Raw genomic sequence first — 21,115 nt, forward strand, 5'->3', positions numbered from 1 at the left:
CACCAGCACTTCCCCGCTCCGCACCGGATGGCCGGGTTGGGGAGTTCGAGGAGGAGGAGCCCATGACCATCGCCCAACCCATCGCATCGAGGATCGGCGACCCGACGCTGCGCAACCGCGTGATGAGCGCGGAGGATGCCGCAGCGCTGGTTGCACCCGGATCGACCATCGGGATGAGCGGCTTCACCGGATCGGGCTATCCCAAGTCGGTGCCGCTGGCGCTGGCCGCCCGGATCGAGGCCGAACATGCCGCGGGCAACCCGTTCCAGGTCAAGGTCTGGACCGGCGCCTCGACCGGCCCCGAGCTTGACGGCGCTCTGGCCAAGGCCGGGGGCATCGAGTTCCGCCTGCCCTACAACTCGGACCCCATCGCCCGCGAAAAGATCAACGCGGGCGAGATGAACTATTTCGACATGCACCTGAGCCAGGTCGCGCCGATGGCGTGGCAGGGCTTCCTCGGCAAGCTCGACACCGCCATCGTCGAGGTTTCGGGCATCACCTCGGACGGCCAGCTCATTCCGTCCTCCTCGATCGGCAACAACAAGACCTGGCTCGACCAGGCCGAGAAGGTCATCCTCGAGGTCAACCACTGGCAAAGCGAAGCGTTGCGCGGGATGCATGACATCTATTACGGCACCGCGCTGCCGCCGCATCGCCGGCCGATCCCGCTGTCGAGCCCCAACGACCGCATCGGCCAGCCCTATTTCCGCTGCGATCCGAAGAAGATCGTCGCCATCGTCGAAACCGACGCGCCGGACCGCAACGCGCCCTTCAAGGCCCCCGACGAGGTGGCGCAGTCGATTGCCGGGCATCTGCTGGACTTCTTCCTGCACGAGGTCTCGAAGGGTCGCCTGCCGCCGCAGCTGCTGCCGTTGCAATCGGGCGTGGGCAACGTCGCCAACGCGGTGCTGACCGGGCTGATGAATTCGCCCTTCGAGAACATGACCGCCTATACCGAGGTCATTCAGGACGGCATGCTGGAACTGCTCGACGCGGGCAAGCTGCGCAGCGCCTCGGCCACCTCGCTGTCGCTGAGCCCCACCGCTGCGGAGTGGTTCAACGACCATGCCTACCGGTTCCGCGACAAGCTGATCCTGCGGCCGCAGGAAATCTCGAACCACCCCGAAATCGTCCGCCGCCTCGGCTGCATCGCGATGAACGGGCTGATCGAGGCCGACATCTACGGCGCCGTCAACTCGACCCATGTGATGGGGTCGCGCATTCAGAACGGCATCGGGGGCTCGGGCGACTTCGCGCGCAACGCCTATGTCTCGGTCTTCATGACCCCTTCGACCGCGAAGAACGGCAAGATCTCGGCCATCGTGCCGAAGGTGGCCCATGTCGATCACATTGCCCAGGACGTGCAGATCCTCGTGACCGAACAGGGGCTTGCGGACCTGCGCGGCCTCGCGCCCAAGCAACGCGCGGCGCTGATCATCGAAAACTGCGCCCATCCCGATTTCCGCCCGGCGCTGCGCGACTACTACAAGCGCGCGATGGAAGGCTCTTACGGCAAGCACGCGCCGCATCTTCTGGACGAGGCGCTGTCCTGGCACCTGCGCTTCGTCAAGACCGGCTCGATGCAAGCCGAATAGGCCAGGCCGTCCAGCGCCATCTCTGGCGGGCGCGCGTCCCCGCGCCCGTCCTTTTCCAGCCGCCTGTCGAGGCTTGGTAGACTGCCGCCGGCAAGCGTCGCCCGAATCTGCTGTATTCCGATCTTCATCGCCTCTGCAGTGGCCCGTGCGCGGGCGCGCTTGCAAACGCGTGGGCCGCGCGGTCCGGACAGGTCGGCACGCCGTGTCACAAGAAAAAGCCCCGTCCGGGGGGAGGCCGGGCGGGGCAGGTTACACCCCGGTGTCCAGCCGGGGCGCGGGAGTATCCGACCGGACCCGGGGCAAGGATCGGGTCCGGGGTCGCCGCACCGGCCAACAGGGTCGGAACGGGCGATGTCAGGGCCCGGAGCCTTCCTCCTCCCGGGACGGGACTTGCCCGGACAAAGGAAAGACGGGGCCGCGGCCGGACGCCGGAGGGTGGTGGCGTCCGGCCGCCTGTCACGACCGGCCGTCAGGCCGGCCGATCCGCGCGGTTGCCGAGGGTGACGGAGACATCCATCGACTTGCCCGCGCGCAACACGTTCAGCGACACATCGGTACCGGGCGCGTCGGTCGCGATGAAGCGCGTCAGATCGCGTGGCCCGGTGACCTCCTGGCCGTCCACCGCCAGCACGATGTCGCCCTTCTTCAGCCCCGCCTTGGCGGCCGGGCTGTCGGCGGCGACATCGACGATCATGGTGCCGTGCGGGCTGTCGAAGCCCAGCGCCGCGGCGACCTCTTCGCTGACCCCGCCGATCTGCACGCCAAGGAAGCCGCGATCGACCTGACCGCCTTTCTCAAGGTCGGCCACGACCGATTTCGCCATGTCCGAGGGCACGGCAAAGCCGATGCCGACCGACCCGCCGGTGGGCGACAGGATCGCGGTATTGATGCCGACGACCTCGCCCTCCTCATTGAACAGCGGCCCACCCGAATTGCCCTTGTTGATGGCCGCATCGGTCTGGATGAAGTTGTCGAAGGGCCCCGAATTGATGTCGCGGCCCAGCGCCGAGACGATGCCGCTGGTGACGGTCTGCCCCAGGCCGAACGGGTTGCCCATAGCGACCACCGGCTGACCGACCTTCAGCGCGTCGGACGACCCGAAATCGACATGGGGCAGGTTCTGGCCGTCGATCGAGACCAGCGCGATGTCCGAGGCCGTGTCGGCGCCCAGCACCTTGCCGTCGAAGCTGCGCCCATCGGCCAGGGTCACGGTCACGCTGTCGGCGCCGTCGACCACATGGGCGTTGGTCACCACCTTGCCATCCTGCGAGACGATGAAGCCGGTGCCGACGCCCTTCAGACGCGGCGCCTCGCCCCGCGGGCCTTGCGGATAGCCGGGCATCGGCAGGCCGAAGCGGCGGGCGAATTCCTCCATCGGGAAGCCGTCGGGGAACTGGAAGGTCTGCAGCTGGGCCTGCGGCGCGGTCTTCTCGACCTCGATGGTCACGACGGCGGGCGCGACCCGCGCCACCAGATCGACATACCCGCCTTCGGGCGCCGTCGCGGCATTGGCCGCCGGCACCGCATGGTCGAGCCCGATCCCCGCCGTCGCCCCGAGGAGCGCGGCGAGCGCCACGGCCGAAACGGCATTGCGCTTGGCTTTGTTCGACATGTCCTTGGTCTCCTGAACTGGGGCATCCTTCCGGCCGTGACGCCGGTTGCGGACCCAAGATGGCGCCCCCGGATTGCGGCGGCATCCCCGCGCCGATTACATTCCTGCAATCGCTCTCACGTGCCGGTGACAGGGCCGAAACCCGGGCGCAGAGGCGGTTGAACGCCCCCCGCGCGGCGCCATAGTGAGGGCCAGTCGCGTCAAGGATCGGGGTCCGGAGGCCGTTCGCCATGAAATTGCTCGTCGTCGAGGACGATCCCACCACCGCCCAGTTCATCGCCCGCGGGCTGGGCGAGGAGGGCCATTCGGTCGATTGCCTGGACAATGGCCGCGACGCGCTGACCCGGGCGCTGGCCACCGCCTATGACGTGATGGTGGTCGACCGGATGCTGCCCGAACTGGACGGGCTGTCGCTGGTGCGCGCGCTGCGCGCCGCCCATGTCACCACGCCCGCGATCTTCCTGACCTCGATGAGCGGGGTCGACGACCGCATCGACGGGCTGAGGGCGGGCGGAGATGACTATCTGGTCAAGCCCTTCGCCTTCGGAGAACTCTCGGCCCGGATCGAGGCCCTGGGGCGCCGCCCGCCGATGCAGGAGACCGAAACCGTGCTGAAGGCGGCCGATCTGGAGATGGATCTGGTCCGCCGCACCGTCAGCCGCGCGGGCCGCCGGATCGACCTATTGCCCCGCGAATTCGCGCTGCTCGAGCATCTGCTGCGCCACAAGGGCCGGGTGCAGACCCGCACCATGCTGCTGGAATCGGTCTGGGACATCAATTTCGACCCCCAGACCAATGTGGTCGAAACCCATATCAGCCGGCTCCGCGCCAAGGTCGACAAGCCCTTCGACAAGGAACTGATCGCGACCGTGCGCGGCGCGGGCTACCGGATCGGCGACTGAGATGGGCGCCCGCGCGGCCTCGCTTACGCACCTGCTGCGCTCGACCCCCGTCCGGCAGGCGCTGGCGCTGGTGGCGGTGGTGGCCCTTGCGAACCTTCTGTCGCTGGGCGGGGCCTATCTGACGCTCCGCGCCGATCTGGCCCGGTCGATCCGCGCGGATCTCGACGCCGAACTGGCCAGCTTCGACCTCAGTGCCACGCCCGCGGCGCTGTCGGCCATCGTGCGGGCGCGGGCGCGGGCGGCCGATCCGGCCAAGACGATCACGGTCTTTCTGGCGGCCGACGGGCGGCAGGTGGGCAATGCCCGCGCCACGCTTGAGGGCAGCGACATCCATCTGGGCCCGGGCGACCAGCCGCTGGGGGCTGCGGGTTACCTGCACGAGGCCCGGCCGCTGGCGGGCGGGCTTCTGATCGTGGCCGAAAGCCTCGCCCCCATCGCCGAGCTGCGCCGCACCTTCCTGTCGCTTCTGGCCTTCAGCCTCGGCCCGACAGTGTTGATTTCGCTGGGCGTCGGCGTGCTGATCGCCCGGCGCACCGCGCGTCGCGTGGATGGCATCGAAGCGACGCTGAACCGGCTCTCGGCGGGCGATCTCAGCGCCCGGCTGCCGCCCGACCAGGCCCCGGCCGACGACCTGTCGCGGATCGGTGCCGGGGTGAACCGGCTCGCCGCCCGGCAGCAGGCCGCAACCGAGGCGCTGCGCCAGGTCACCGCCGACATCGCCCATGACCTGCGCACACCGCTCCAGCGGATTTCGGTGCTGCTTCAGGACCTGCGCGCGCGGCTGCCCGACGAGGGCGATCCGGCCGAGCTGGCCGACCGCGCCAGCGCCGAGGTCGACCGCGCGGTGTCGGTCTTCCGCGCCATGCTGGAGATCGCCCAGATCGAGGGCGGTCAGGCCTCGGCCCGGTTCCAGCCCTTCGATCTGGGCCTCACCGTGCGGCAGGTGGTCGAGCTTTACCAGCCCTCGGTCGAGGATGCCGGCCACCGGCTTAGCCTGTCCAGCCCCGAAACCGGGCCCACCATCCGGGGCGAGCCGAGCCTCATCGCCCAGGCGCTGGCCAATCTGGTCGAGAATGCGCTGCGCCACACCCCCGAGGGCCGCCGGATCGACATCGCCGTCAGCGCCGATCCTCCGGCCCTGAGCGTGGCCGATGACGGCCCCGGCGTGCCCGATGGCGAACGCGACAAGGTCTTGCGCCGGCTCTACCGGCTGGAACGCAGCCGCACGACGCCGGGCCACGGGCTGGGCCTGTCGCTGGTCGCGGCCATTGCCGGGCTGCATGGCGCGCGCCTGACGCTTGAGGACAACGGCCCCGGCCTGCGGGTGCGGCTTGCCTTTCCGCAGGCCGAGGGCAACCTCACAGGAAGCTCAGACCCAACGCGATGATGACCCCGCTCACGACCAGCTGAACGACGCAGAAGCCCATGATGTCCTTGGCATTCAGCCCCGCGATGGCCAGGATCGGCAGGGCCCAGAACGGCTGCACCATGTTGGTCCAGGCATCGCCCCAGGCCACCGCCATCGCGACCCGCGCCTGATCGACGCCCAGCGCCTCGGCCGCAGGCAGCATCACCGGCGCCTGCACCACCCATTGTCCGCCGCCCGAGGGCACGAAGAAGTTGACGACGCCCGCGCTGATGAAGCTCCAGAACGGCAGGCTCTCGGCGCTGGCAAACGAGGTCAGCCCGTCCGAGATCGAGACCGCCAGCCCGGACCCGGCCATGATCGCCATGATGCCGGAATAGAACGGGAACTGGATGACGATGCCCGCGCCGCTCTTGACCCCTTCGGCCAGCGCATCCAGCAGCCGCCGGGGCGTACCGTGCAGGATGATCGCGACGAAGAGGAACAGGAAGTTGATGTAGTTCAGCGTCAGCCCGCCGCCATCCAGCAGGTCGATCACCAGCCAGGCCAGCCCCGCGCCACCGATGATCCAGGACAGGATCGGCGAATTCTCGATCCGGTCCGAGGGCCGGTGGGTCGGCCCGCCGCCGAATTCGGGCTCTTCCAGCTTCGCCGGATCGACGATCATCTCATGTCCGGGTTTGGGCAGCATCAGCCAGTTGACCAGCGGGACGGCAATGAACAGCGCCGCGACGATGATCAGGTTGAAGGCCGCGAAGATGGTCTCGGACGTGCCGATAATCCCGATCTGGTCCTCGAAGGTATGGCCGGGCGTCGCGATCGCCAGCGGGATCGAGCCCGCAAGCCCCCCGTGCCAGACCAGAAAACCCGAGTAGGCCGAGGCGACCAGCAGCCGGTAATCGACCGCGACGCGGCGGGCGACGGCCTTGGCCAGCAGCGCGCCCACCACCAGCCCGAAGCCCCAGTTGATCCAGCTGGCCAGCAGCGAGACCAGCGTCACCAGCAGGATCGCGCGGGCCGGGGCGCGGGCAGTATCGGCCAGACGGTTCAGAAGCCCGCGCACCGCCGGTGTCGAGGCCATCATGTAGCCCGTCACCAGCACCAGCAGCATCTGCATCGAAAAGGACAGCAACGTCCAGAAGCCGTCGCCCCACATCTCGATCACCGCGACCGGCGAGCGGCCCTCGAACAGCACCGCGGCCGCCATCACGACGATGGTCAGGATGATCACGAAAACATAGGGGTCCGGCAGGTAGCGCTCGAACACGCGCACCAGAGGTCTTGCCACAACCGAAAGCATATCCACTCCTCCCCGAAGGCTTTCGCCAGAGCCTAGCCCGCGGAGAGGACAGTTAAACCTCTGATCTTGCGCCCTGCCCCAACGTCAGGATGCAAGAGCGGCGCTCACGCCCCAACCTGACGGCGCGCCGCCTCGGCCTCGAGGTCGAGATGCCCGCGCAGGCCCTCGGGCAAGGCCAGATGGCGGGCCAGATCGTCGAGATAGCGCCGTTCGTCGGGCGTGTCGGGATCGACGGCCAGGGCAGAGGCCAGATACAGCTCGGCCCGCTGGGCATCGGTCCGTGCCGGGCGCGCGGCTTCGGCCGGATCGGCGGGCGCGGCAAAACTGTCGAACAGTGTGGCCTTTTCCTCGGCTCCGAGGCCCAGCGCCTCGATCCGGTCGCGGATGCGGCCATGTTCCGCACCGTCGATATGGCCGTCGGATTTCGCCGCGAGGATCATCGCGCGCAGCACCGCCAGGCGGAAATCCTGCCCGGCGCTGTCGCGCTCCTGAGCCATGTCGAAGCCGCTATCGGCGGGCGGCGGCGGCAGATGCAGCGGCTCGGCCTCGGTCCCCGAAGGGCGGTTCTGCTGCCAGTCGCGCCAGGCCTTGTAGGCCAGCCCGCCGACCGCGGCCATGCCGCCATAGCTCAGCGCCTTGCCGCCCAGCTTGCGGGCCTTCTTGCTGCCCAGCAGCAGCGCGACCAGCCCGCCCGCGGCGGCGCCCCCCGCAAGACCGCCCGGCAGCGCCGAACCGCCCTGCCCCCGGGTCTGCTCCGGTTTCTGACCTCGGGCCTGGCCCGAGCCCAGCGCCTCTTGCAACAGCCGTTCGATGTTCATTGCGCCTCTCCCCATCGCGTGATCGGAGCAGAGCTATGAACCGGCCCGCCGCCCTTCAAGGCAACGGGCCCCACGCGATCTGAACTTCCCGCGAGCGCTCCGTCAGCCGAGCACCGCCCCGGCCTCAGCGCCAATAGGCCACGGCAGAGAACCGGTCGCGCGGCAGGCCGCGTTCCGTCAGATGACGGCGGGCCTCGCGCGCGATCCGCTCGCCCGCCGCGACCCAGACGAAACCGGCCTCTCCCGGATCGGTTCCGGCCAGCGCGGCCAGAAGGTCGTCGACCCGCTTCACCCTCGGGTCGGCGTTCAGCGCGCTCAGATCCTCGGGGCTTGCCGTGACCCAGGCCCGCACCTCGTTCTCAGAGAGCCGCAGGATCCGCAGGATCGCGGGCAGCGCGGTCTCGTCACCGAACAGCAAGACCGGATCGCCCTCGGGCACCCAGCCGCCGCCCGGCCCCATGATCCCGACCGGCGCGCCCGGAGCGGCGTCGCGTACCCAGGTGCAGGTCGGACTGTCCGGATGGTCGAAGATGTCCATGTCGATCCAGTCCGTCCCCAGATCGGCAACGGTATAGACGGCCCGGTGCAGCGCATCGGCCCCGTCGGGCCAGTCGACCCGCGCCGTCTTGCCGATCTGCGGCCAGATCGGATCCCGATCGAGCGGCGGAAGCAGCAGCCGGAAATGCAGACCTGCCGAGGCGAAGCGGCCCGCATCGGCCAGCCCGACCCGCAACCTCAGAAAGCCCGGCGCGCTCTGCCCGCAGGAAATCACCTCGCCGATGGACAGGCCCGGAGCCAGGGCGCCCGCCGCCACATCGTCCCAGCCGATCTCGATGCCACCTCCGGCCAGCACTTCGGTCAAGTTGTCCTGCGCCGCGCGCAGATGGACATCGTCGGGGGCGGCGATCTCGATGCCAAGGCCGGTCCCGGTCGGCTGCAGGACGAGCCGGGCGCCCGGAAGATCCATGATCACGCCCTCTGCGGTTTCGGAAACCGCCAGGTTCCATTCCGAAGCGCAGGCACGAAGCGCCGCCATGGCGTCTCCGGCGCGTTCGGCCACACGCCCGCGCGTGCGGTGCATCTCTTCGATCCTCAATGCGGTCCCCTTCGCTCGCACCTCATTTCCGAGTGTTTTTATCAACTACCCGAAATCGAAATGCAAAGCCTTCTTGCCGCCCGGCCGCGGGCAGGCCGACACAGAGGCTCTGCCCCCCGGGGAGGGGGACAGGACAGATCGGGAGGTGGGTCGCGGCCGCGATCCGGCGCGCTGTCAGTAGCTGAAATCCGCGTAGATCCGGCTCAGATCGCCGTTCCAGTCGCCATGGTAATGCTCGAGCAGTTCGTCGGCCGGGGTCTTGCCGGTCTCGACGCTGTCCTCCAGCGCATGCAGGAAATGACGCTCGTCCTGCACCATGCCGCCCAGTCCGGGCCGGGCGCGGGCCTTGAGCCCGCCGCGGGCGATATCGACCACCTGCCGGGCAAGGCCCAGCATCTTGACGCCATTCACCTCGGCGGCAAGGCCGTCGGTCGCGGCGGCAACCCGCCAGGCGTCGCGGGTCTCGGCATCCCAGTCCTTGACCAGATCCCAGGCGGCATCGAGCGCACCCTGATCGTAGGTCAGCCCGACCCAGAGCGCGGGCAGCGCGCAAAGCCTGCGCCAGGGCCCGCCATCGGCGCCGCGCATCTCGATGAATTTCTTCATCCGCGCCTCGGGGAAGATCGTGGTCAGGTGATCGGCCCAGTCCGACAGCGTCGGCACCTCGCCCGGCAGCGCGGGCAGACGGCCTGCCATGAAATCGCGGAAGGACTGGCCCAGCGCGTCGATATAGCGGCCGTCGCGATAGACGAAATACATCGGCACATCGAGCGCGTAATCGACATAGCGCTCGAAGCCGAACCCGTCCTCGAAGGCGAAGGGCAGCATGCCGGTGCGCGCGGCATCGAGATCGCGCCAGACCCGGCTGCGCCAGGATTTCATGCCGTTGGGCTTGCCGTCGAGAAAGGGCGAATTGGCGAAAAGCGCAGTCGCGACAGGCTGCAGCGCCAGCGCCACCCGCAGCTTCTGCACCATGTCAGCCTCGGAACCGAAATCGAGATTAACCTGGACCGTGCAGGTCCGGTACATCATCGTCTTGCCCATGGTCCCGACCCGGTCCATGTAATCGGTCATCAGCCGGTAGCGCCCCTTGGGCATCATCGGCATGTCCTCATGGCTCCAGATCGGGGCGGCACCGAGCCCGATGAAGCCGACGCCGATCTCGTCGGCGACGCCTTTCACCTCGCGCAGATGCTCGGTGACCTCGTCGCAGGTCTGGTGGATGGTCTCGAGCGGCGCGCCCGACAGTTCCAGCTGGCCGCCCGGCTCGAGGCTGACATTGGCCCCGTCCTTCTGCAGCCCGATGAGGTTCTCGCCCTCCATCACCGGCGCCCAGCCATGGCGGTCGCGCAGCCCTTCCAGCACCGCCTTGACCGAGCGCGGGCCGTCATAGGGAATGGGCTTCAGCGCATCCTTGCAATAGCCGAACTTCTCGTGCTCGGTGCCGATCCGCCAGTCGGCCTTGGGCTTGCAGCCTGCGGCCAGATACTCGGTCAGTTGCGCATGGGATTCGATCGGGCCGCCGCCTGACTGGGGAATGGACATGGGCCAGCGGCCTCCAGATTGTTCGCTCGTGTTCCGGCCAAGACCTGCGTCGCGGGCGGGCTCAAGTCAAGGCCGGACGGACGATCCTCGACCAGACCGTCACCGGGCCGTCGGCGGGGCTGCGGTCGAGCGCCGAGAGGATCGCGCGGGGATTGGCGCAGGGCAGCGCCATGAACACGTCGAACAGCGCGTCGGCGCCGCTGGCCGAGGCGGGAATCGTGACCTCCGGAAACCGTGTCTGGCTCAGCCGCCAGCCGCGCGCGCCGGTCTCGTCGAAGACCATCTCGATGCGGGTAATCTCGCTCAGCGCGACAAAGCCGCCACCCCGGGGCGCCAGATAGGTGATCTGGCCCTCGTCGACCTGCACGATCCCAGGGCCATTGCCCGGAATGCGGAACCGGTTACGGCGGATCGCGACGAAGCCGAGCCCCGCGCCCAGCGCACCCGTCAGCAGACCCAGCGCCTGGAGAAGATAGCCGCCCAGCCCGAAGATCCAGAGCCCGGCCAGCGCGACGGCGCCCGCCGCGATCACCTCGCGCCGGCGCCGGAGAGCCGCGACCGCCTCGGGCCGCAGAAAGCTCACCCCCAGTCCCCCAGCGCCTGCTGCCAGACGGTCAGCGCGGCCACGGCGGCGGTATCGGCGCGCAATACCCGCGGGCCGAGCCTGACCGGATGGGCGAAGGGCAAGGCCCGGAGCCGCGCGCGTTCGCCGTCGGAAAACCCGCCCTCGGGCCCGATCAGGATCGCCCACGGGGCCTTCGGCGCCGCACCCAGCGCCTGCCCTGCGCCCACCAGCGCCTCGTCGCAGAACATCAGCCTGCGGCCCTCGGGCCAGGCATCCAGCAGATCGGACAGCTTTTGCAGATCGGCGACCTCGGGGACATAGGTGCCGCCGCATTGCTCGGCCGCCTCGACGGCATGGGCCTGAAGCCGGTCGCGGCGGATACGTTCGGAATTGGTGAAATCGGTCTGCACCGGGCAGATCCGGGCCGCCCCCAGCTCGGCCGCCTTCTCGACGATGAAATCCGTTCGCGTTTTCTTGATCGGCGCGAAGCACAGCCACAGATCGGGCGGAAGCTGCAGCGGACGGGTGTTTTCGCGGCAGATCAGCACCCCTGCGCGCTTCTTCGCCTCGACCACCTCGGCCAGCCATTCCCCTGATTTGCCGTCGAAAACCAGCACCGGGTCGCCCGGAACCAGCCGCATCACGGCGAACAGGTAATGCGCCTGATCGCCCGTCAGAGGAACGGTTTGCCCTTCCCCCAAGGGCTGCTCTACATAGAGCCGGATTCTTGCTGACCGAAGATCGTTCATGGGGGCCATTGTTATGTCCGACACCGCCGAAACGCCAGAGGGCCACAACGCCCGGGACAGAGCCGTGGACGGCCAGGTCGCCGATGCCGTCAAGGGCAACTGGGTCGATCGGCTCGCCCCCGTCTGGACCCGCCCCTATCTTCGGCTGTCGCGCGCCGACCGCCCGGTCGGCACCTGGCTTCTGTACCTGCCCTGCCTCTGGGGCGTGACGCTGGCCGCGGCCTCGACCGGGTTCCGCTGGATCGATCTGTGGATCGTGCTGGGCTGCGGCATCGGCGCCTTCCTGATGCGCGGCGCGGGCTGCACCTGGAACGACATCACCGACCGCAACATCGACGGCGAGGTCGCGCGGACCCGCTCGCGCCCGATCCCGTCGGGGCAGGTCACGGTCGCGCAGGCGGTCTTCTGGATGGTGATCCAGTCGCTGGCGGCCTTCTTCATCCTCATCACCTTCAACTGGGCAACCATCGCGATGGGCGTGGGCTCGCTGGCGCTCGTGGCGATCTACCCGTTCGCCAAGCGGTTCACCTGGTGGCCGCAGGTCTTTCTGGGGCTCGCCTTCAACTGGGGCGCGATGCTGGCCTGGGTCGCCCATACTGGCAGCCTGAGCCTCGCCCCGGTCCTGCTGTATCTGGCGGGCATCGCCTGGACGATCTTCTACGACACCATCTATGCCCATCAGGACAAGGAGGACGACGCCCTGATCGGCGTCAAGTCGACCGCGCGGCTCTTTGCCGAAAACACGCCCGTCCGACTGCAGCAGTTCCTGCTCGGAGCGACCGCGCTGATGGTGCTGGCGGTGCTGCTGGCGCTCCTGCACCCGGCCGGCGGCACGGCGGCCTTCATGGGGCTGATCGGCACCGCGGGTTTCGCGCTGCACATGTCCTGGCAGCTTCGGCGCCTCGATACCGAGAACACCGACCGCTGCCTGTCGCTGTTCCGCAGCAACCGCGATGCCGGGCTGATCCCGGTGCTGTGCTTCGGTCTCGCGATCCTCGCCTGACCGAAGCGCTGTCCCGCCCCCAAGCGATGAAAGGCCTTCGATGACCCCCAAAGCCCGGACCGGCCGATGCGCCACCTCCTGTCGAAGCTGATCGCCCCCGCCGTCTTTGCGCTGGCCGCAGCCGTTTGCCTCGGCGCGGCGCTGCTTGCGGTCAACTGGATCGAATCCCATACCCGCCAGTCGGTGCGGGCGGCGCTGACCGACCGCGGCATCCCCTGGGCCAATGTGCGGGCCGACGGCATGCTGATGCATCTGTCCGGCACCGCCCCGGACGAGGCCGCCCGGTTCCATGCGCTTGCCGCCGCGGGCAGCGTGGTCGACAGCACCAACCTGATCGACGATATCGAGGTGGCCGCGCCGACACCGCTGGACGGGCCGCGCTTTTCGGTCGAGCTTCTGCGCAACGACACCGGCATTTCCGTGATCGGCCTGATCCCGCGCAAGTCGCGCACCGAGGACCTGGCCGCCGAGCTGGCCCGGATCGCCGGGCGCCTGCCGGTCACCGACATGATGGACAGCGCCGACGATGCCGCCCCCCGTGGCTGGGACGCCGCGCTTGACTTCGGTCTGATCGCGCTCGACCGGCTGAAACGTTCGAAGATCTCGATCACCGCGAACCGGGTCGCCGTCACCGCGATTTCGGACAGCCCCCAGGACAAGGCGCGGCTTGAGCGCGAGCTGCGCGCCGCTGCGCCGAAGGGGCTCGATCTGGCTCTGGACATCTCGGCGCCACGCCCGACCATCGCCCCCTTCACCCTGCGCTTCCTGATGGACGAGGCGGGCGCGCGTTTCGATGCCTGCGCCGCTGATACCGAAGGCGCGGCCGCGCTGATCCTCGCCGCCGCGCGCGAAGCGGGTGCGCCCGACGACGCCACCTGCACGCTGGGGCTTGGCGCCCCCTCGGCCGACTGGGGCACGGCCGCGGCCGGTGGCATCGCGGCGCTGGCCGAGCTGGGCGGCGGAAGCCTGACCTTTTCGGATACGGACGTGACGCTGGTCGCCGCTGCCGGGACCCAGAACGCCCTGTTCGACCGGGCCAGCGCCGCGCTCAAGGCCGACCTGCCCGAGGCCTTCACCCTGCACACCGTTCTGCCCGCCCCGGTCAAGACCGACGGCGCCGCCCCCGGCCCGGCCGAGTTCGTGGCGACGCTGAGCCCCGAGGGCCTGGTGCAGATGCGCGGCCGGGTGACCGATCAGATGGTGCGCGACGCGACCGAAAGCTATGCCCGGTCGCGCTTTGGCGGCGAACATGTGCATTCGGCGCTGCGGCTCGATCCCGCGCTGCCCGAAGGCTGGCCGATGCGGGTTCTGGCCGGGCTCGAGGCGCTGTCGCAGCTCCGGAACGGCTCGGCCGTGGTGCAGCCCGATTTCGTGCAGATCAACGGGCTGACCGAAGACGAAACCGCGCGCGCCCGGGTCGCGCAGATCCTGTCGGACCGGCTGGGCGATGCGCAGAACTTCGGGCTGCAGATCACCTATCGCAAGCCCCCCGAAACGCCCGGCGCGGCGCTTGCCGATCCGGCCGCCTGTGTGGAACAGATCGGTGCCGTTCTGGCCGAGAACAAGATCACCTTCGACCCGGGCTCGGCCACCATCGACGGCGCGTCCCTGCGCGTGGTCGACGAGATCGCCGATATCCTGCGCGGCTGCCCCCGCGCCAGGATGGAGATCGCGGGCTATACCGACAGCCAGGGCCGGGACGAGATGAACCTGCGGCTCAGCCAGGCCCGCGCCAATGCGGTGGTCGACGCGCTGATGGCCCGCCGCATTCTGGTCGGCAACCTGACCGCCAAGGGCTATGGCGAGGACAATCCGGTCGCCGGGAACGACACCGAGGAGGGCCGCGAGGCCAACCGGCGGATCGAGTTCCACCTGATCGAAGACGCCGACCCCGACGCGCCCCAAGCCGAAGACACCGAAGCGCAAGCCACCGATACCGGCGACGAGACGACGTCCGAGGCCGAAGGTGAAGCCGAGGGAGAGGACGAAACCGGGACCGAACCCCAGGACGATATCGGGGCCGAAACCGGGCCCGAGACCGGGGTAGACGACACTGCCCGGGACGCAGAGGACCCGGCCGATGCCGGTGAAGAGGACCAGATCGATGGACAGGACTGAATTCATTCTGGTCACCAGCGTCATGCTGTTCGTGGCCTTCGCGCTTGGCTGGGTCGCCTGCTGGCTGGTGCAGCGGCTGGGGCGCACCACCACCGCCGACATGGGCGAACTGGACCGCATGGCCCATGCGCTGCACGAGGCCGAGGAGGCCCGCGATCAGGCGGTGGGCTATCTGAACCAGCGCGAGGCCGAGCTGACCAACCAGCTCAACCAGACCGAGGCCGAGCTGAACGCGGCGATGGACGGGCTGCAACATGCCCGCCAGGAGGCCGAGGAGCTGCGCGCCTATATCGAACGGATCAACGCCCGCTAGGTCCTGTCTGCATTCCCCTTGGGCCGGTCGGGGGCCGAGACGGGACGCACGATGCCCCTCCGCCCGGCGAAGGGCTTTCGCTGCGCAGGGCGATCCGCCGAAGCCGTCTGATCGTCCGGAGGAAATTCTCGACCTTGTGCCGCTCGGCAGGGAGGCAGGGATCGCGCGCAGGCCTGATGATGCGTGACGGATTGGTCAGCGCGCGGGCCTCGGCGCCCGGACCTTTCCGATCAGGTTGCGCCTGTCTGGGGGCGTCTTCTCAGGATCGCCTCCGGTCTCGAGCTTGGGTCAAACCTGAAAGGGTCTGGGACTCTGCGGAATGCAGCCCCAGCCAAGGCTCGGGCTGCGACCTCAGCCCATCAGCCCCTTCCGGATCAGGTTCAGCCCCGCCACCGCCAGCACGACAAGCGTGGCACGGCGAAACCGGCCGGGGTCGAGCCGGTCCTGCAGCCTGACCCCCGCCCACATGCCCAGCGCCGCGGGCAGCACCAGCGCCGCCGAGAACGGCAGGCTATGCCCGTTCAGGACGCCCGAGCCCAGATGCGCCAGCAGCAGCATCACCGCCCCGATCAGGAAGACGACGCCCTGCACCCGGACCATCTCGGTCTTTTCGGTGTTGAAGGACAGCAGATAGGCGATGACCGGCGGCCCCCAGACCCCCGAGATGCCGCCGAAGAACCCGCCCGTCAGCCCCATCGCGATCTCGGCCCGGGCGCGGTGGCGGGCGGGCAGGATCAGTTGCCGCCCAGCCAGTTGCGACACCGTGAAGGCGGCGATGGGCAGCCCGATCAGCAGATACATGACCCGGTCGGGCAGGATCGCGACCAGCGGCGCGCTGAGGGCGATCGCCAGCACCACGCAACCGATCAGCAGCCGGTAGCGCCGGACCGAGCCCCAGGCTGCCGCAGCCCCTTGCCGGAAGGCCTGCGCGATGTTGGTCAAAAGCGTTGACAACACCAGTCCGGCCAGCGCCAGATCGGCGGGCAGAAAGCTCGACAGGCCCGAGATCATGATCATCGGCATGGCAAAGCCCACCGCACCCTTGACGAAGCCCGCCAGAAGCGCCACCGCCAGCGCGGCGGCGAAAAGGTCCGTGTCGATACCCAGGATCATGCGCGCCTCCCCGCTCTGGCTATAGCCCGGACCGGCTCATGCCGCAGCCGCAAAATGGACGGGTCATTATCCTTCAAAACATGCAATACAATTGAATTTTTGTTGCGCTGCATCTGCGAAAGCCCTATGTCACGGCAAGCCCGAAGGAAGGAGACGATTCATGCCCCATGACGGTCAGGACAGGCCCGCCGAACAGGCGCTTCTCGCCGATCTTCTGACGTTGACCGAGGCCGCGCTCGGGCCGGTCGAGGCGGTGACCGAGGCCGCGCGCACCGCGCTTGCCGCCCGCGTGACCGAAGAGGGCCGCGTCTCGGGCCGCCTGGTCGAGGCCGAACAGCACGCCGCCCACGGGCTGGCCTGGCTCGCGACCTATGCCCAGGCGCTGCGCCAGATGCAGGCCTGGGCCGGACGGCTGACCGAACAGGGCAAGTTCGGCGAAATCGAACAGCTGATCCTGCAGATCGCCTTCGGTGAATACCTGGCCCAGATCGCAGGCGGCATCCCGATGAGCCAGGGCGAGATCGTCCGCCTGCCCGAACTGGGCGTTTCGTCCGAGGCCCATCACGCCTTCTATTCCGATGCGGTGACCGCGCTGATCCGGGGCGGCAACACGCCCGCCGCCCGTGCCCGTCTGGTCGCGCTGATGCGCGAGCAGGTCGCCAATGTCACGCTGGGCGCGACCGGGCTCGACGACGAGCTTGAAATGATCCGCGAACAGTTCCGCCGCTTTGCCCTCGACCGGGTCGAGCCCAATGCCCATGACTGGCACCTGAAGGATCAGCTGATCCCGATGGAGATCATCGAGGAGATGGCCGAGCTGGGCGTCTTTGGCCTGACCATCCCCGAGGAATTCGGCGGCTTCGGCCTCTCGAAGGCCTCCATGTGCGTCGTCTCCGAAGAACTGTCGCGCGGCTATATCGGCGTGGGCAGCCTCGGCACCCGGTCGGAAATCGCGGCCGAGCTGATCCTGTGCGGTGGCACCGACGACCAGAAGGCGCATTGGCTGCCCAGGATCGCCTCGGGCGAGATCCTGCCCACGGCAGTCTTCACCGAACCCAATACCGGGTCCGACCTGGGCGCGCTCCGGACCCGCGCGGTCAAGGCGGGCGACAGCTACGAGGTGACCGGCAACAAGACCTGGATCACCCATGCCGCGCGCGCGCATGTGATGACTCTGCTGGCGCGGACCGACCCCGAGACGACCGATTACAAGGGCCTCTCGATGTTCCTGGCGGAAAAGACCCCCGGGACCGAGGACACCCCCTTCCCCACCCCCGGCATGACCGGCGGCGAGATCGAGGTTCTGGGCTATCGCGGCATGAAGGAATACGAACTTGGCTTCGACAAGTTCGCGGTCCCGGCCGAGAACCTTCTGGGCGGGGTCGAGGGCCAGGGCTTCAAGCAGCTCATGCAGACCTTCGAATCGGCCCGGATCCAGACCGCCGCGCGCGCCATCGGCGTGGCGCAGTCGGCGCTTGATGTCTCGATGCGCTATGCCGAGGACCGCAAGCAGTTCGGCAAGCCGCTGATCGCCTTCCCCCGCGTCGCCGACAAGCTGGCGATGATGGCGGTCGAGATCATGGTGGCGCGCCAGCTGACCTATTTCGCGGCCTGGGAAAAGGACCATGACCGGCGCTGCGACCTCGAGGCCGGGATGGCCAAGCTTCTGGGCGCCCGCGTCGCCTGGGCGGCCGCCGATAACGGGCTGCAGATCCATGGCGGCAACGGCTTCGCGCTGGAATACACGATCAGCCGCATCCTGTGCGACGCGCGCATCCTGAACATCTTCGAGGGTGCCGCCGAGATCCAGGCGCAAGTCATCGCGCGCCGGGTGCTGGGCTGACCCGAACCCGTCGTCTCTCCGGGCGCTCCGGCCTCAGGGCCGGGGCTGCCCCGGGAACTTTGCCGCAGCCCCGAAGGGCTCGACGATGGCGGCATCGGGGAAAAGCTCCGCGATGCGGGATGTGCTGCCTTCCAGGAAAATCAGCTTGACGTTCGCGCCCGCATCCATCGTCGCATAGGCTTCAAGCCCGTCGCGGCGGGCCGCCCAGAGCCGGTCCAGCACCTGCCAGCTTTCCGGCTTGAGATAGGCCAGCGCCGGACGCGCCGCGATCATGGTGGCATGCATGCCCAGCGCATTGGCCTCGGTCAACTCGCCCAGGCGGATGAAATCGCGGGCCTCGATGGCGGCTTCGATGGCGGCGCAATCGGCCTCGGCCTGCGCGGGCCAGCCCGCGAACAGCGGGCTCGTCGCAACCGTATGACCCATGCCATCGCGCGAGGACTGGCTTTTGGGGCCGGTATCGACCCGGACGATGGCAATACGGAACTCGGGCCAGACCTCGGGCAGCGGGCGGGCGAAACTGTCGGTCCCGTCCTCGCGGGTGCCGCGCTCCCACCGCGCGAAGCCGTGCCAGAGCGAGCGTGTGGCCGAGCCCGAACCGAACCGCGCCAGCATGCTGAGCGTATCGTCCGCCAGATCGAGCCCGAAACTGCCCGCAAGCGCCCGGGTCAGCGCGGCAAAGCCCGAGGCCGACGAGGCCAGCCCCGCCGCGGTCGGGATGGTGTTTTCGGTCCTGACATGCAGCGGCAGGGTCTGGCCGCGCCGGAACCGGTCGGCAAAGGCCACGACCTTGCGGGCAAAGCCGGTCTCGGGGGCCAGCCGCGCGCCGTTCAGCCAGACCGCGTCAGTGCCGTCCCTGGCGGGCGCGACCCGGGTCGTCGTGCCCCATTCCGCCAGCGAGATCGACAGCGAGCTGTTCAGCGGCAGGTTCAGCCCGGCATCGCGCTTGCCCCAGTATTTCGACAGCGCGATGTTGCTGGGCGCCGCCGCCGAGAACGGCACCGGCCCGGGTAGCCGCGCCGGAAGAATGCTGTCGAAGATCGCGCGGGCGCGGTCAGTCATCTATTCTCAGTCCCTCTTCTGCCACCGCGACCGGCGTAAACCCCTCGGGCCGCGCGCCCAGCGCAAGCACGCAATCGCCCAGCCCCGACCCCGTGATCTTGGCGCCCAGAAGGCCTGGCGTGGTCTTTGCCTCGGCGATGATCCGGCCCATCGTGTCGTCGCAGACCCCAAGTTCGGCCATCAAGCCCTGATAGACCGACAGCGCCGCGCCGAAGCCCGCCCAGTCGCGCCGCGTGGCGGCGGCGATGGTGGCCGCGGCGCAATCGCCCATCCGGTCGTAAAGCGCCGCGAACTCGGCCTCGCGGCCCTCCATCGCGGCGGCGACCCGGGCCAGCACCTCGGCCGTGGGGGTCTTGTAGCCCGCATGGCGCAGGCTGAGGGCAGGCGGCATCGGCAGCCGGTCGATCTGCGCGCGGGCCGCCTCGGGCGGGGCGCCGGTCAGCATGCCGGCACCAAGACGGTAGGCATTCATCCCGCCCTTGAGGCTGGCGGCCAGATCGGCGCCGCTGCCGCGGCCCTGAATCCGCCGGACGACGGCCAGCGCGTCGGTATGAAGCCCCTCGGTCGGTGCCCCGCTGAGGCGGGCGAAGGCGCCAAGCGCCGCCACCGTCACCGCCGCCGAAGACCCGAGCCCCAGCGTCGGGTCGATCTCGGACGCGATCTCCAGCCGTGCCCCGCCGGGCAGACGCCCGGCAAAGCGCGCCGCCGCGGCCAGCACGAAGCGATAGGGCCCCTCGACGACGATGGGGTCGAGCGGCACCGTGGCGGGCGGCGCGATGTCGGACAGGATCTGGAGTTGCCGCTCGGCCAGCGGGGTCACCTCGATGGTGATGCGCTGTTCGACCGCCGCAACGATGGCGGCATGGCCGTAGACCACCGCATGTTCGCCGGTGATCATGATCGAGCCGGGGGCGGAAACCTTCATTGCGGCGGTCCGAAGGCGGCCCCGGTCGGCGCGACGTGAAGCGGCGCCCAGCGCAGGTCGGGATGGGCGGCCATCAGGCGGTCCATCCCGGGTGCGTCGGGCAGATGCACGAGGATCACGCCGCCGCTCTCGCCCCGGACCGATCCGGCACCGCAGATCTTGGCCGCGCCCCCCGCCAGTTCGACCTCGTCGACGAAACGCGCCGCGGCCTCGGGCACCACGCCGATATGGGTCAGCAGGCGGTGGTTCTCGCGCAGGCTCGCAACCGGCGAGCTGTCGGTCTCAAGCGCGGTCTGGAAGGCGTCGGTGCAAGCCTCAAAGCCCTGCCACAGCGCCTGATCGGTGCCATGGGCCTCGCGCACGGCTGCCACGCATTCCCCGGTCGAGCTGGCGGGCTTGCCATGCAGCACCCAGTACCAGCCCTCGCCATGCCAGAGCCCGTGGCCGGGCGGGATGGCCGGGGCGAAGCGGCTGTCGCCCTGCACCCGGATCGCGCCGCCATGGGTCACCGCCGCCGCGTCGATGGCGCCGCCCTTGCCGTGCTGCAGCCGCTCGCAGAAGCGGACCCATTCAAAGCGTTCCTCGGTGCTGTGCAGCCGGTCGAGCAGGGTCTCGTAAAGCACCATGGTCGCCGCGATGATCGAGGCCGACGAGCCCATCCCCGCCCCGACCGGCAGCGCGCTGGTGCCGCCAAGCTGGCCCGGCACCGGCAGGCAATGTCCCGGGCTCTTGCCCGGCATCGGCAACCGCTGCGCCAGCGACATCAGCGTATAGACGATCAGGTCGTCGGGCCGCTGCAGGATCTGCTGGACCTTCAGCTCGCCGCGCAGGAAGGACTCGAACCGGCGGTCGAGCGACTGCTTGAAATGGCTCAGCGCCGAAAGCGGATAGAACGCGCCCTGCGAGACCTGAGCGAAGACGGTCTTCAGCCCGTCGCTGGGATGGATCGGACGAAACCAGACCTCGGTATAGATCGCGACGGCCACGGCGAGCGCGGGCGCGCCATAGACCACCGCATGTTCGCCCGAAAGGATGATCTTGCCCGGCGCATGGGCGCGCGAGGCATCCTCGGGCAATGTCTCGGCAGTGCCTTGGGGGGCGGTCGCGACGCTCATCCGGCGCCTCTGCAATGGGGAAAGCGCATCCGCGCGGCCTTCCCTGGAAGAGGCGGGCGATGGCCGGGTTGCAAG

Annotated in this window: 18 protein-coding genes; 7 read left to right on the forward strand and 11 right to left on the reverse strand. The window is 69.1% G+C overall.

Annotation, left to right across the window (positions count from 1 at the left end; all coding sequences use genetic code 11):
• Window positions 1-62 precede the first annotated feature (62 nt).
• The gene (locus EV657_RS09285; protein ID WP_113670782.1) at window positions 63-1,595 is read left to right on the forward strand and encodes an acetyl-CoA hydrolase/transferase family protein; all 1,533 of its coding nucleotides are present in this window, start codon (window positions 63-65) and stop codon (window positions 1,593-1,595) included.
• A gap of 469 nt (window positions 1,596-2,064) precedes the next feature.
• Here EV657_RS09285 and EV657_RS09290 read toward each other — a convergent pair whose 3' ends face one another.
• On the reverse strand, window positions 2,065-3,207 hold the full coding sequence (locus tag EV657_RS09290) for a Do family serine endopeptidase (protein ID WP_134077721.1): 1,143 nt from the start codon (window positions 3,205-3,207) through the stop codon (window positions 2,065-2,067).
• Window positions 3,208-3,437: 230 nt separating this feature from the next.
• Here EV657_RS09290 and EV657_RS09295 point away from each other — a divergent pair, with 230 nt between their 5' ends.
• Both EV657_RS09295 and EV657_RS09300 read left to right on the forward strand, forming a co-directional pair.
• Window positions 3,438-4,109, forward strand: coding sequence for a winged helix-turn-helix domain-containing protein (locus EV657_RS09295; protein ID WP_113670784.1), 672 nt, complete (start codon window positions 3,438-3,440; stop codon window positions 4,107-4,109).
• 1 nt (window position 4,110) lies between these two features.
• A complete protein-coding gene (locus tag EV657_RS09300) occupies window positions 4,111-5,496 on the forward strand; it encodes a sensor histidine kinase (protein WP_134077722.1) in 1,386 nt (461 codons plus the stop codon).
• Here EV657_RS09300 and EV657_RS09305 read toward each other — a convergent pair.
• The 6 genes from EV657_RS09305 to EV657_RS09330 all read right to left on the reverse strand — a co-directional run bounded on the left by EV657_RS09305 (window position 5,468) and on the right by EV657_RS09330 (window position 11,548).
• Complete coding sequence (locus EV657_RS09305; RefSeq protein ID WP_075786809.1) at window positions 5,468-6,775, reverse strand: short-chain fatty acid transporter; 1,308 nt, start codon at window positions 6,773-6,775, stop codon at window positions 5,468-5,470. The two genes, EV657_RS09300 and EV657_RS09305, sit on opposite strands and share 29 nt — an antisense overlap.
• 104 nt (window positions 6,776-6,879) lie before the next feature.
• A complete protein-coding gene (locus tag EV657_RS09310; protein ID WP_113670786.1) occupies window positions 6,880-7,593 on the reverse strand; it encodes a tellurite resistance TerB family protein in 714 nt (237 codons plus the stop codon).
• Window positions 7,594-7,717: 124 nt separating this feature from the next.
• Window positions 7,718-8,674: a siderophore-interacting protein gene (locus tag EV657_RS09315; RefSeq protein WP_113670787.1), complete on the reverse strand. Its 957-nt coding sequence runs from the start codon at window positions 8,672-8,674 to the stop codon at window positions 7,718-7,720.
• 189 nt (window positions 8,675-8,863) lie between these two features.
• The gene (locus tag EV657_RS09320; RefSeq protein ID WP_134077723.1) at window positions 8,864-10,234 is read right to left on the reverse strand and encodes a glutamate--cysteine ligase; all 1,371 of its coding nucleotides are present in this window, start codon (window positions 10,232-10,234) and stop codon (window positions 8,864-8,866) included.
• A 61-nt stretch (window positions 10,235-10,295) separates the two neighbouring features.
• Window positions 10,296-10,817: a hypothetical protein gene (locus EV657_RS09325; protein WP_134077724.1), complete on the reverse strand. Its 522-nt coding sequence runs from the start codon at window positions 10,815-10,817 to the stop codon at window positions 10,296-10,298.
• Window positions 10,814-11,548, reverse strand: coding sequence for a 16S rRNA (uracil(1498)-N(3))-methyltransferase (locus tag EV657_RS09330; RefSeq protein WP_134077725.1), 735 nt, complete (start codon window positions 11,546-11,548; stop codon window positions 10,814-10,816). The genes EV657_RS09325 and EV657_RS09330 overlap by 4 nt, the downstream gene beginning before the upstream one ends.
• A gap of 13 nt (window positions 11,549-11,561) precedes the next feature.
• Here EV657_RS09330 and ubiA point away from each other — a divergent pair, with 13 nt between their 5' ends.
• From ubiA to EV657_RS09345, 3 genes are all read left to right on the forward strand, one after another.
• Window positions 11,562-12,551, forward strand: coding sequence for a 4-hydroxybenzoate octaprenyltransferase (gene ubiA / locus EV657_RS09335; RefSeq protein ID WP_113670790.1), 990 nt, complete (start codon window positions 11,562-11,564; stop codon window positions 12,549-12,551).
• A gap of 66 nt (window positions 12,552-12,617) precedes the next feature.
• Window positions 12,618-14,669, forward strand: a complete 2,052-nt coding sequence (locus EV657_RS09340; protein ID WP_134077726.1) for an OmpA family protein — start codon at window positions 12,618-12,620, stop codon at window positions 14,667-14,669.
• Window positions 14,656-14,982 carry a hypothetical protein gene (locus EV657_RS09345; protein ID WP_075786816.1) on the forward strand — a complete coding sequence of 109 codons (327 nt, stop codon included), beginning with the start codon at window positions 14,656-14,658 and terminating at the stop codon, window positions 14,980-14,982. Before EV657_RS09340 ends, EV657_RS09345 begins: the two co-directional genes overlap by 14 nt.
• 351 nt (window positions 14,983-15,333) lie before the next feature.
• Here the strand turns inward: EV657_RS09345 and EV657_RS09350 are convergent, their stop codons facing one another.
• Window positions 15,334-16,095, reverse strand: coding sequence for a sulfite exporter TauE/SafE family protein (locus EV657_RS09350; RefSeq protein WP_113670792.1), 762 nt, complete (start codon window positions 16,093-16,095; stop codon window positions 15,334-15,336).
• A 160-nt stretch (window positions 16,096-16,255) separates the two neighbouring features.
• On the opposite strand from EV657_RS09350, the gene EV657_RS09355 reads away from it, so the two are divergent.
• A complete protein-coding gene (locus EV657_RS09355) occupies window positions 16,256-17,938 on the forward strand; it encodes an acyl-CoA dehydrogenase family protein (RefSeq protein ID WP_113670793.1) in 1,683 nt (560 codons plus the stop codon).
• Window positions 17,939-17,971: 33 nt separating this feature from the next.
• On the opposite strand, the gene mvaD is transcribed toward EV657_RS09355, so the two are convergent.
• The 3 genes from mvaD to EV657_RS09370 are packed head-to-tail and all read right to left on the reverse strand — an operon-like array spanning window position 17,972 to window position 21,040.
• Window positions 17,972-19,000: a diphosphomevalonate decarboxylase gene (gene mvaD, locus EV657_RS09360; protein ID WP_134077727.1), complete on the reverse strand. Its 1,029-nt coding sequence runs from the start codon at window positions 18,998-19,000 to the stop codon at window positions 17,972-17,974.
• Entirely contained in the window at window positions 18,993-19,925 is a 933-nt protein-coding gene (locus tag EV657_RS09365; protein WP_134077728.1) for a mevalonate kinase family protein, read from the reverse strand. The genes mvaD and EV657_RS09365 overlap by 8 nt, the downstream gene beginning before the upstream one ends.
• Window positions 19,922-21,040, reverse strand: a complete 1,119-nt coding sequence (locus EV657_RS09370) for a mevalonate kinase family protein (RefSeq protein WP_075786821.1) — start codon at window positions 21,038-21,040, stop codon at window positions 19,922-19,924. The genes EV657_RS09365 and EV657_RS09370 overlap by 4 nt, the downstream gene beginning before the upstream one ends.
• Window positions 21,041-21,115 lie beyond the last annotated feature (75 nt).

The sequence above is a fragment of the Rhodovulum visakhapatnamense genome (genome assembly GCF_004365965.1).
GTDB classification, from domain to species: domain Bacteria; phylum Pseudomonadota; class Alphaproteobacteria; order Rhodobacterales; family Rhodobacteraceae; genus Rhodovulum; species Rhodovulum visakhapatnamense.